Annotated in this window: 10 protein-coding genes; all 10 read right to left on the minus strand. The window is 46.8% G+C overall.

Features of this window, described 5'->3' with window-relative positions; genetic code table 11:
- Positions 1-58 precede the first annotated feature (58 nt).
- The gene (locus MKY44_RS24300; protein ID WP_341008917.1) at positions 59-2071 is read right to left on the minus strand and encodes a heavy metal translocating P-type ATPase; all 2013 of its coding nucleotides are present in this window, start codon (positions 2069-2071) and stop codon (positions 59-61) included.
- A gap of 421 nt (positions 2072-2492) precedes the next feature.
- On the minus strand, positions 2493-3800 hold the full coding sequence (locus tag MKY44_RS24305) for a homocysteine synthase (RefSeq protein ID WP_036606925.1): 1308 nt from the start codon (positions 3798-3800) through the stop codon (positions 2493-2495).
- A 238-nt stretch (positions 3801-4038) separates the two neighbouring features.
- Positions 4039-4884 (minus strand): sugar phosphate isomerase/epimerase family protein, encoded by an 846-nt coding sequence (locus MKY44_RS24310; RefSeq protein ID WP_341008919.1) that lies wholly within the window; start codon positions 4882-4884, stop codon positions 4039-4041.
- A gap of 37 nt (positions 4885-4921) precedes the next feature.
- On the minus strand, positions 4922-5674 hold the full coding sequence (gene kduD / locus MKY44_RS24315; protein WP_036606921.1) for a 2-dehydro-3-deoxy-D-gluconate 5-dehydrogenase KduD: 753 nt from the start codon (positions 5672-5674) through the stop codon (positions 4922-4924).
- A gap of 77 nt (positions 5675-5751) precedes the next feature.
- On the minus strand, positions 5752-6510 hold the full coding sequence (locus MKY44_RS24320; protein ID WP_341009940.1) for a DeoR/GlpR family DNA-binding transcription regulator: 759 nt from the start codon (positions 6508-6510) through the stop codon (positions 5752-5754).
- Between the two features lie 87 nt (positions 6511-6597).
- On the minus strand, positions 6598-7437 hold the full coding sequence (gene kduI, locus MKY44_RS24325; RefSeq protein WP_341008921.1) for a 5-dehydro-4-deoxy-D-glucuronate isomerase: 840 nt from the start codon (positions 7435-7437) through the stop codon (positions 6598-6600).
- A 160-nt stretch (positions 7438-7597) separates the two neighbouring features.
- Positions 7598-8581 carry a zinc-dependent alcohol dehydrogenase family protein gene (locus tag MKY44_RS24330; protein ID WP_341008923.1) on the minus strand — a complete coding sequence of 328 codons (984 nt, stop codon included), beginning with the start codon at positions 8579-8581 and terminating at the stop codon, positions 7598-7600.
- A 223-nt stretch (positions 8582-8804) separates the two neighbouring features.
- Positions 8805-9134 (minus strand): cytochrome o ubiquinol oxidase subunit IV, encoded by a 330-nt coding sequence (cyoD, locus tag MKY44_RS24335; RefSeq protein WP_091019256.1) that lies wholly within the window; start codon positions 9132-9134, stop codon positions 8805-8807.
- Positions 9135-9755: a cytochrome o ubiquinol oxidase subunit III gene (cyoC, locus tag MKY44_RS24340; RefSeq protein WP_091019254.1), complete on the minus strand. Its 621-nt coding sequence runs from the start codon at positions 9753-9755 to the stop codon at positions 9135-9137.
- Positions 9756-11726 carry a cbb3-type cytochrome c oxidase subunit I gene (locus tag MKY44_RS24345; RefSeq protein WP_341008924.1) on the minus strand — a complete coding sequence of 657 codons (1971 nt, stop codon included), beginning with the start codon at positions 11724-11726 and terminating at the stop codon, positions 9756-9758.
- Between the last annotated feature and the right edge of the window lie 7 nt (positions 11727-11733).

Raw genomic sequence — 11733 nt, forward strand, 5'->3', positions numbered from 1 at the left:
TTCAACCAGCCGCATGCTACCAGCGAAACCAATTAGCCATTTTCCTCTCCAAATCTGATTACCGTAGCAGCCTGAGCCCATTCAAAATAACCAGAATTGTACTGCCTTCATGACCTACCACACCCAGAGGCAATGCAACGTCTTGGAGGAAGTTACCAACAATCAAAGCCAGAATAACGGTAATGGCAAAAAACATATTCTGCTTCACCGTGCGCTGTGCTCGACGAGCCTGCCCAATCACCCAAGCGATCTCTTCAATGTTATCGTTCATTAGTACCGCATCAGCGACCTCCAGTGCAGTACCGCTGCCGGACAATCCCATCCCCATACCTACAGTAGCTGCTGCAAGTGCCGGTGCATCATTTACACCATCCCCTACCATTAACACAGGACCATACTGTTTGCGGAGCGCTTGTACCTGCTTCACTTTATCTTCAGGCAGCAAATCTGCATAGACCATGCTTACTCCTGTTTCACGGGCAATTACAGAGGCTGATCTGGCTCGATCACCTGTTAACATGGCAACTTTTACACCCATCGCTTCAAGCTTTTTCACTGCAGCTGCTGCCTGTGGCCGTACCGTGTCCCGCATCGCGATCAGCCCGACTAATTCACCATCAGCCATAACAGCGGATACGGTTTTCCCCTCCCCTTCAAGACGGGAGCATACATCGACCCACTCAGAAGATACCTTCATATGGTTAGCACCATGTTCATCTGTATCAACGTTTCTGCCTATCATCTCCTCTGACTGCATTGACCCCAGTACATCTGTTTTACCAATGCTCCAGATCACATCGTTTACCGTTCCTTCGATGCCCCAGCCTGTTAGGGCCTGTACGTGCTCCGCTTCCTGAAGGGTAATGTTCTCCTTGTTCGCCTGATCTACGATGGCACGAGCTAAGGGATGCATCGAGAGGTTCTCAATTGCCGCTACCGCAGCTAACAGCTGGGCGCGATCTACATTTTCAGCCGTAATAATATCTGTCACTTGCGGGGTCCCCATGGTCAATGTACCTGTTTTGTCAAAAGCCACGACCTGCGTGCGAGCCATATTCTCCATATGGGCACCTCCCTTGAAGAGAATGCCACGGCGGGCGCTGCTGGACATCGCGGACAGCATGACAGGCATGATGGAAGACACCAATGCACAAGGCGAAGCAACAACCAGAAATACCATCGCTTTATAAAATGCCTCATTCCATGTCCAGCCAAGCAGTAGTGGAGTTCCTGCAATCACAAGTAAAGTCACCCCTACAACAATGCGTGCGTAAATTCCTTCAAACCGCTCCATAAAACGCTGGGAATCCGGCACTTCCGCCTGCGCTTCCTCCACCATTTTAATGATTTTGCCGAACAGTGACCCTTCAGCCGATTTTGTGACCTCTACGTATAATGCACCATCCCCGTTTACCGTACCTGCATAGACTTCATCCCCCGCAACTTTGTCTACAGGTAGGGATTCTCCGGTGATGGATGACTGATTGATAAAAGAACTCCCACGGTACACCACGCCATCCGCAGGAATCAGTTCTCCCGGTTTGACCAACAGGAGATCACCCGGCTGCAGATCATCAATAGCCACGAGGTTCATCTGTCCATCCTCAATTCGCAGTGCAGTCTCCGGCTTCAGCGCAAGCAACGATGAGATATCCTTATGACTGCGCTCTGTCGCATAACTTTCCAACGCACCACTGAGTGCAAAAATAAAGATAAGCATCGCGCCTTCATTCCAGTAACCGATGGCTGCTGCCCCAAGGGATGCGGCAATCATCAGCAGGTTTACATCCAGATCACGTTCCTTGACCAGTGTCTCGATGCCTTCCTTCGCTTTGGTCCAACCGCCAACGGCATACGCCACAATGTAGAGCATGATGGATAAGGTACCAAAATACGGTGCAGTTCCCCAGGCAATCAGCATCAACAGCCCGCTGCCCAATGCAGATTGCATCTCTTTATTCTGCACCATGGCTCGAAAATCAGGCTTCTTGCCCCGATTGGGGGCGGGTGTTTGGGATGAGCGTTGTTCTTCTTGTTTCTGTCTGTGTAGAGCTTGATGTATCGCTTGCATATAAATCACGTTCCTTTCCAATGGTAGGTTTGCGGATGACGAGTCTGCTAAATTCCGCTCCCAAAAATGAAGTTGTATTGAGAATAAGAGCCATTGTTAATGCCCTAAAAATGACACATGCTGCTGCGGGAATCCCGCAGCAGCATGGTTTTGTGAATAATTTTAAATAATCTCGAATGAGAATGATAATCATTTTTGCACTTATGCAATTGTTTTTACTCAATACAACTTTTAATCAGTATATGCCTGTGGTCCTCATTTGTAAATGGGCTTTTTTTCAATCGTTACTCATAAATGCGGGTTCAAAAAGACAAAAAGCCGCTGTCCCGGGGGACAACGGCTTTAACCATCTATTGATATTCGTTTGACCTGTTTATGGCATATCACTTAAGTGATTGTTCTCACATCCACCCAATGCCATTTACGCGCCTACACTTGCTCCCTGACTTGCTTTGATGGCTTGCTCCAGATCATAGATAATGTCTTGAATGTTCTCCGTACCCACAGACAGACGAATCAATTCCGGATTAACCCCTGCTGCGGTCTGTTCATCTTCAGTCAACTGTGCGTGAGTTGTACTTGCCGGGTGAATAATCAGTGACTTGGAATCGCCAACGTTCGCAAGGTGAGAGAACAGTTTGACACTCTCAATCAACTTGCGACCGGCGTCCGCACCACCTTTAATTCCAAAGGTCAGAATCGCACCTTGCCCTCTTGGCAGATACTTCTGTGCAAGCTCATAAGAACCATGGCTCGGCAGACCTGCATAACTTACCCAAGACACATCCTCATGTTTCTCAAGGAATTCCGCAACCGCAAGGGCATTGCTACTATGACGCTCTACGCGCAGATGTAATGTCTCCAGTCCTTGCAGCAGCAACCATGAGTTGAATGGAGATATCGTTGCACCCAAGTCACGCAGAAGTTGTACACGAGCTTTGATAATATAAGCAATCGGTCCAACCGCTTCCGTATATACAACACCATTATAACTGGAGTCCGGCTCCGTCAACCCAGGGAACTTGCCACTTGCTTTCCAGTCAAATTTTCCGCTATCCACGATAACGCCACCAATGGATGTACCATGACCCCCAATAAATTTCGTTGCAGAGTGAACGACAATATCTGCGCCATGTTCGATTGGACGAAGCAGGTACGGACTTGGGAATGTATTATCCACGATCAAAGGAATTCCATGTTCATGAGCGATGGCTGCCACCGCTTCAATATCCAGTACATTCCCCTTTGGATTACCGATCGTTTCGGCATACAATGCTTTCGTTTTCTCCGTAATCGCAGCCCGGAAATTCTCAGGATCACTGGAATCCACAAATTTTACGTCCAGACCTAGTTTCGGTAAAGTCGTCGAGAACAGATTGTATGTACCTCCATACAAACTCGCCGAAGACACGATCTCATCACCTGCACCAGCAATATTCAGAAGTGAAAACGTAATGGCTGCCTGACCAGAAGCTGTAGCCAGCGCTCCAGCTCCGCCCTCCAACGCCGCAATCCGTTGCTCAAACACGTCGGTTGTTGGATTCATCAGACGGGTATAGATGTTGCCAAACTCTTTCAAACCAAACAAGTTAGCTGCATGCTCGGTGTCCTTGAATCCATAGGATGTTGTCTGATACAAGGGTACAGCTCGTGCGTTGGTGGTTGGATCAATCTCCTGGCCTGCATGAATTGCCAATGTTTCAAATGAAAGCTCACGTTCGTTTGACATAAATCTGAATCCTCCCTCGATATATACGTTCTTTAAGTTCCTGATGTCTTCGCATGGTGGCGTATGTTTTCCATATTCTCTCACAAGATGTCGCATTTGAAAAGACTTATTTCCGATTGTTCCGATAAGAAAAATTAAATATGTGCATTATCGATTTCTGTACCAAAAAAACCTTTGCACTGGCAAAGGTTTTTCAGCTACTTTGGCTTCGGTATGCAATACCTCATCCAGGGTTTGGTTAGACCCGAACTGCACTCCATACTTCACGCAAATGTTTGGCCGCAGGTACAGCTTCCTCCGCAGTTACACCTTCAAGTGAAATATCGATATGTGGCTTATACGTTTTTAGCAATTCAAAAAATAACGGGTAATCCAGTATACCTGCCCCAGGTACCGGATTAAACTTCTCTCCCTGTGCATCAAAGGCTACATCTTTGGCATGGATCACAATCATGCGCTGATACAGCGATTCCATCACCTCGCGCAAGAAAGCCCCTTGATCTGCTGCATGTGGTTGTTTGATCAGATTACACGGATCGAACAGCATCCCCAGATTCGATGAAGGAATCTCTTCAAACAAACGGGTCATATGTTCATGGGTATGAAGGGTATGTGTGGACACAGGCTCAATCGCCGCATGCACGCCCCATTTCTCCGCTTCCTCAGCCAACTCCTCAACCGTTTCTTTCAGCACACTCCACGCCTTCTCTTCATATCCATCCGGATGCGTACCCCGATAGGTGTCCAAGCCCCCGGTCTCCGTTGCTACCATGCTGCAACCAAAATCCCGGGCATAACGCAGATGCTCCTTGAATCGATCAATGTCCGCACGTCGTCTTACCGGATCAGGGTCTATCGGATTAATATAACAGCCCAGTACTGCAATCTTCACCCCGCGCTGTGCAAATTGATCTCCGATCTCATTCGCTAGCCCTGGGCTCAGCTTGCCATTCGATGAGTCCACATCTGATAATGCTTTGGCCAGCGCCAGCTGTACGGAATTAAATCCGTTATCCGCAATCGTCTGCGCAAGCTGTGCTGTAGGCTGTTTGCCAAATGTATGCGCCAGAATACCAAGTTTCATCTCACTGCCTCCTTATGCTAATCCGATTATCAAGTGATTAACGTGCCATCCAGCCGCCATCGACATTCAGCACATGACCATTCAGATAATCCGAAGCGGCAGATGCCAGAAAGACAACCGGGCCTTTCAGATCTTCAGGTGTTCCCCAACGCCCAGCAGGAATACGGGCTGTAATATCCCGGTAACGATTCTCGTCCGCACGGATCTGGGTAGTATTATCGGTTTCCATATAACCAGGTGCGATACCGTTAATCTGGATTCCTTTACCTGCCCATTCATTGGCGAGTGCTTTGGTTAAACCGGCAACGCCATGTTTACTGGCTGTATACCCTGGCACATTGATCCCACCTTGATAGGACAACATGGATGCAATATTAATGATTTTGCCACTTCCACGTTCAATCATATGTCTGCCTGCCAATTGGCTTAGGAAAAATACAGTGTTCAGGTTCAGACCAATTACATCATGCCAGTCCTGAACTGCATGATCAGCCGCAGGTGTGCGACGAATGATTCCGGCATTGTTGACGAGAATGTCAATTCTGCCCTGGAACGCAAGCGCCTGTTCGAACACAGCCGACAACTCATCTTCACGACTTAAATCCGCTTCAATCACATAAGCTTTGCGTCCGAGTGCTTCAATGGCACTTGCCGTTGCCGCAGGCTTGGAATAAGAGACCAGCACCACATCAGCACCTGCTTCTGCCAAACCAATGGCCATCCCTTGTCCAAGTCCTCCCGAGGTACCTGTCACCAATGCAACTTGTCCGCTTAAATCAAATGGGTTCATGAATGATTCCTCCGCATGGTTTTGATATGCAATCCTTAGATCCGTCCGTTCTTTAATGCCATGAATAATGAATGAGGTTAACTTTGATAATCCACTGTGACACCGCTCTGCTCGTATAAGGCAGCCGTCTCTTCATCCAAACGACTATCGCTGATAATATAGTCCAGTTCCGAACACTGGGCGAAAGTTCGCAGTGCAAATTGTCCGAATTTATAATGATCCACAACGCCGTATACTTGCTGCGAGGCAGATATCATTGCTTTTTTCAAAGGAACCAGATCTCCCGTGTATATGGATAATCCAAATTCCGGATGAAGGGCTGTCGTGGATATAAAGGCTTTATGAATGTTAAGACTGGATATAAACGCAGCCGTATCATCCCCAACCAACATATTCCGTACACGAGCCCCGCCAGGCACAACCAGTCGCACTTGCTCCTTTTTGGTCAACTCCGCAATGATGAATAGATCATTAGTCACCACCGTCAGCGGTTGATTATCGAGACGTTTGGCCATCTCTAGCGTAGTGCTGCCACCATCGAGGGCAACGATATCTCCAGGTCGAATGTAAGCAAGGGCACGTTCAGCAATCTCCGTCTTCTCCGTATGATGCTTCTCGGTAACTCCGCGGCTATTCAAGATGCCGTACTGGTCATTCTGAGCCAGCATAGCACCACCATGGACACGTACGAGTAACCCCATACTCTCCAACTTGTCGAGATCCTCTCGCACAGTCTTCCCCGTCACCTGCAACAACTCACTCAGATCACTGACGGTTACTTCCTGGCGTTCCAGCAGAGCCTCCATAATTTTTTCATGTCTTTTCAATGGATTCATCATAATCAACTTCCTATACCACCTGAGTCAAATGAATGAGTGTTCTAGCGTCCATCCTGTCAATTTAACTCAGACATCTGTAATTTATTATTTCAGGTCTTTCATCGCTACGCCGTCCATATCTTCGAACGTCTGGTTCTCACCAGCCATCGCCCAACAGAAGGTGTAATTGCTTGTACCCACACCACTGTGAATGGACCAGCTTGGGGAAATGATCGCCTGGCGATCACGTACAACCAGATGACGTGTTTCGTTTGGCTCACCCATCATATGGAATACAACACCGTCTTCAGGCAAGTTCCAGTATAAGTATACTTCGGAACGGCGGTTATGGGTATGTGCAGGCATCGTGTTCCACATGTTACCCTTGTCGAGTTCGGTAATGCCCATCACCAACTGACAACTCTGAATTCCGCCTTCTCCTTGGTGAATGTAACGATAGATCGTACGCTCATTGGAAGTTTCGATGCTGCCCAGATGATTTGGCTGAGCTTGTTCTTGCGTTGCTTTTACTGTTGGATAGGTGTGATGAGCCGGTGTGGATACAAAATAGAATTGGGCAGGTTGAGCCTTGTCACTGCTCGTGAACATAACTTCCTTCACACCTCTACCGATGTAGAGACATTCCTTCGCTCCAATCTCATAACCTTGTCCGTCCGCTGTCACTGTTCCGTGACCACCGACATTAATGATACCGATTTCACGACGCTCCAGGAAAAAGTTCGTTCCAATATCTTTCAGATTCACTTCAAGGGTAATGTCCTTGCTCTCAGGTACAGCCGTTCCCACAATATAACGATCCACATGAGAATACACCGTTACCAATTCATCGGTTGCAAACAGCTGCTCCATCAAAAATTCCTCACGCAGGCGAGATGTATCATACGTTTTCACTTCATTGGGATGTGCAGCATAACGATTTTCCATTATTAATCCATTCCTTTCGTCATTTAAATTAGTTGGGATTGAGTTTGATAATGTTCATATAAGTTCATTTTAGTTCATTATGTATCTTTTGTGTACCTTTATTTTCGAAAAAGTAATTTATGTGATAATGAGATTAAGACTTTTTTCCAAGTTTTATGTATTACTGTATTAAGAGAACCTTCCCCTCGAAACCTGATTCGGCCGCTGCAATAGCCTGTTGTACTTTCGTTAGTTCATACGTCGCCCCAATGTTTGCCATGACAAGCCTCCCTGTTCTGACCAGCTTCATCACCTCATGAAATACCTGTTCCCAGCGTTCTTGCGAACAGCGTTCCACCCAATGCTTTAACCAGAAAAGTTTCACATGAACTTGTGTTCCCCGGGTTACTTCATGCCATAACGGTGTGATCCCCGAAAGTAGTCCTACACTGATGACCGTACCATTTGACTTAAGACAACTGACCAACTGTTCCCCGTCTGTCCCTCCAATACAATCCACGGCTGCATCAGCACCGCACCCCTCTGTTAATTCCGTGATTCTAGCCTGGATCAACTCTTTCGTTGTATTGATAACAGAAGCTGCTCCAAGACGATACAGTTCAGCAGTATGACGATCATCTCTCGTAAGCGCAATCAATTTGAATCCATAAATTTTTGAGATCTGTGCAAAGATTCGTCCGATCGCAGATCCCCCTGCATTCACAATCAGGGTATCACCGTACGTAAGCTTAAGCACCTCTGTACAGATCAACCAAGCCGTAACCGGATTAATATAGAGCTGACTGGCTGAGTGATCATCGATATCATTCGGCACAATAATCGTATGTTGCTCCAAAGTCTTCACGACGTCCTGCCAAGTATTCTCACCTTTTAGTGGCAAGACACGGCGCCCCAACATTTGATTGGAAACTCCCGGTCCTACTGCTTCTACCACCCCCACACCCTCAAAACCGGGAACAGCTGGTAATCGGGTACGATGCGGGTAAGCTCCTCGAACAGGAATGATATCGGAGGGATTAATAGGCCGAGCATACATCCTCACTGCTAATTCACCGGGGCCAGGGGGTATCACATCTTTTTCTTCCATACATAACACTTCACTTGGTTCGCCAAAACGATAATAACGGATTACCCTAGCTTTCATTGGTACATCTCCTAAAATAATTTTGCTAAAATAGCTCTAGCTAAAATATTGAATATATTGACAGGGTGTATAACAATAGTATCACTGGTAAATTATTTCATAAACGACTTATGAAGATATAATACAACTTTTTTTCATTAAAAATATGCGATATCTTCTGCTTAGTAAAAAAGAGCCCCACAACCTTGAATTCCAAGGTCGTGAAGCTCTTTCATCATATCAATTAATGTGCAACAGCATTGTTAAGCATGATCCAGATCGAACCAATTACGATAGTCATCATAATCAGTAATCCGAAAATAAGGGCCATGACATTCCAGCGTGGTTTCTCTGTTTCACGAATATGCATGAAGAAGAAGAGTTGAACCACAAACTGAAGTGCTGCTGTACCAAGAATCACAATGAGTGTTCCTGTTTTGCCCATCATGTCGTTCAAAACCACCACAAGTGGAATGATTGTCAGTACGACGGACAGAATGAAGCCGATGACATAAGACTTCAGTGAGCCATGTTGTTCATGGCCGTGGGAATCATGTGAGTTGTGCTCTGCCATCTACATCACCCCCATGAGATAGACGATCGACAGGAGGAAAATCCATACGACGTCCAAGAAGTGCCAGTACAAACTGATAACGTTGATTTTACCGCGAGTAACATCAGTAATACCACGTTTTTTCAGTTGGAACATGAGTCCAATCATCCAGATCAGACCAAGCGATACGTGAAGTCCGTGAGTACCCACGAGAGTGAAGAATGCGCCAGAAGCAGCACTCGTTGTAAAGCTAAACCCTTCGTGAATCAACTCAATAAACTCATAAACCTCCAGGGCGATAAAGCTTGCACCCAGAACAGCTGTAACAATCAGCCAGTTAATCAATTGTTTCACTTTACCCTGGTTCATTGCCAGAACGGCAAGTCCGCTCGTAAATGAACTTGTGAGCAAGATAAATGTCTCGGCGATAACGCCAGGCATTTTGATCAATTCAGACAAAATCGGTCCGCCCGCCGTATTGTCACGCAACACAATGAAGGTTGCGAACAATACGGAGAACAGGATAACGTCCGAAATCAGGAAGAACCAGAAACCGAGAATTTTCATTTCCTGTGGATCATGGTGGCCATGGTCATGACCATGCGCATGATTCTCACCGTGCTTAGCGGCTGCTTGAGCCATCTATACCGACCCCCTTAACGACGCTTCGGTACGCTTAATTTCGTCGACCGGAATGTAATAATCCGTATCGTAAGAGAATGAACGGGCGATCATACAGATGCCTACGCCAGCAAGTCCGAGAATCGCCATCCACAGCCAACCGAATACGAAGCCGAAACCAGCAACGAACCAGAAGACAGACATGATGAACGGAATCGAAGAATTCTTCGGCATGTGAATCGGCTCAAGCGGTTGCTCAGGCGGATAGATGCCTTTGGCACGACGTTCTTTCTCTTCCCACCACTCATCGATATCATCTCCGCGCGGTGTAACAGCGAAGTTATATTCAGGAGCTGGTGAAGGAATCGACCACTCGAGCGTACGACCATCCCATGGATCGCCGGAAGCTTTAAGTGTTTTGTATTTGCGAATACCGTCTGCAATTTGTGCAACTTGGAACAAGAATCCGACACCCATCAGGAATGCCCCGATTGTGGATACGAAGTTCAGTTCCCACCAGCCAGTATCCCAGCCGTATGTGCTCAGACGACGTGTCATACCCATCAGACCGACAGCGTACTGCGGCATGAAGCAGACATAGAAACCAATATTCCAAGTCCAGAATGCCCATTTGCCCAGTTTCTCTGGAAGTTGGAAACCGAACATTTTAGGCCACCAGTAATACAGACCTGCGAAGTATCCGAATACTACGCCACCGATCAATACTTGGTGGAAGTGAGCAATCAGGAAGTAACTGTTATGGAACTGAAAGTCAGCAGGAGCAACGGATAACAGAACGCCAGTCATACCCCCGACAATAAAGCACGGGATAAAGGCAAGTGTCCACATCATCGGAGTCGCCATGCGAATCCTTCCTCGATACATGGTAAACAGCCAGTTAAATATCTTAACCCCTGTTGGAATAGCAATCAACATCGTAGTTACGGCGAAGAATGCATTCACGTCCGCTCCTGAACCCATCGTGAAGAAGTGATGCGCCCATGTGAAGAAGGACAGGAAGCTGATAATTAACATTGCAAATACCATTGACTTGTAACCAAACAGTTTTTTCCGAGAGAAGGTACTTACAATCTCGGAGAATACACCGAATGCCGGCAAGACGACAATGTATACCTCAGGGTGACCCCACATCCAGATCAAGTTGATATACATCATTGGGTTACCGCCCAGATCAAGTGTGAAGAAATGCGCCCCGGCAAACCTGTCGAGGAATAACAATGCAAGTGTCACGGTCAAGATCGGGAAAGCAAACAAGATAATGATACAAGTGGAGAATACCGACCATGTGAACATCGGCATTTTCATCCATCTCATGCCTGGCGCACGCATTTTAATGATGGTAACCAGGAAGTTGATACCGGTAGCCAGGGAACCGATACCCGATATCTGTATACCCCATATATAGAAGTTCTGTCCGACCCCCGGACTGTGTGACAGTTCCGATAGAGGTGGATAACTCAGCCATCCTGCATCCGGTGAACCACCGATAACGAAGGACAGGTTAAACAGCATTGCTCCCAGGAAGAATAACCAGAAGCTCAATGCATTCAGAAACGGGAAGGCAACGTCCCTTGCTCCGATCTGTAATGGCACGATAACGTTAAATAAACCAAACATAAATGGCATCGCCATGAACAGGATCATGATCGTGCCGTGAGTTGTAAAGACCTGATTATAATGTTCAGGATGTAAGAAATCCATGTTAGGCATAGCCAGCTGCAGACGCATCATCAATGCATCCACACCACCACGGAACAACATGATAATGGAAGCAATGATATACATAATACCGATCTTTTTATGATCGACGGTAGTTAACCAGTTACGCCAGAGCCAGCCCCATTTTTTGAAATAAGTCAGCACCGTTACGATAGTAATCATCGTAATACCGATGGCCACGTCTGCTCCATAGATCAGCGGGTCGCCAGTTACGAAAAACTCCGATGCAAACTCTTTAAGTCTCTCTAACATTGGGGGC

Origin of the sequence: Paenibacillus sp. FSL R7-0026, from assembly GCF_038004485.1 — a bacterium.
GTDB classification, from domain to species: domain Bacteria; phylum Bacillota; class Bacilli; order Paenibacillales; family Paenibacillaceae; genus Paenibacillus; species Paenibacillus xylanexedens_A.

What these genes read in the sequence shown, in the direction of transcription:
- MKY44_RS24300 (WP_341008917.1), bottom strand. Translation starts at nt 2,071, where the DNA reads ATGCAAGCGATACATCAAGCTCTACACAGACAGAAACAAGAAGAACAA.
- MKY44_RS24305 (WP_036606925.1), bottom strand. Translation starts at nt 3,800, where the DNA reads ATGTCAAACGAACGTGAGCTTTCATTTGAAACATTGGCAATTCATGCA.
- MKY44_RS24310 (WP_341008919.1), bottom strand. Translation starts at nt 4,884, where the DNA reads ATGAAACTTGGTATTCTGGCGCATACATTTGGCAAACAGCCTACAGCA.
- kduD (WP_036606921.1), bottom strand. Translation starts at nt 5,674, where the DNA reads ATGAACCCATTTGATTTAAGCGGACAAGTTGCATTGGTGACAGGTACC.
- MKY44_RS24320 (WP_341009940.1), bottom strand. Translation starts at nt 6,510, where the DNA reads ATGAATCCATTGAAAAGACATGAAAAAATTATGGAGGCTCTGCTGGAA.
- kduI (WP_341008921.1), bottom strand. Translation starts at nt 7,437, where the DNA reads ATGGAAAATCGTTATGCTGCACATCCCAATGAAGTGAAAACGTATGAT.
- MKY44_RS24330 (WP_341008923.1), bottom strand. Translation starts at nt 8,581, where the DNA reads ATGAAAGCTAGGGTAATCCGTTATTATCGTTTTGGCGAACCAAGTGAA.
- cyoD (WP_091019256.1), bottom strand. Translation starts at nt 9,134, where the DNA reads ATGGCAGAGCACAACTCACATGATTCCCACGGCCATGAACAACATGGC.
- cyoC (WP_091019254.1), bottom strand. Translation starts at nt 9,755, where the DNA reads ATGGCTCAAGCAGCCGCTAAGCACGGTGAGAATCATGCGCATGGTCAT.
- MKY44_RS24345 (WP_341008924.1), bottom strand. Translation starts at nt 11,726, where the DNA reads ATGTTAGAGAGACTTAAAGAGTTTGCATCGGAGTTTTTCGTAACTGGC.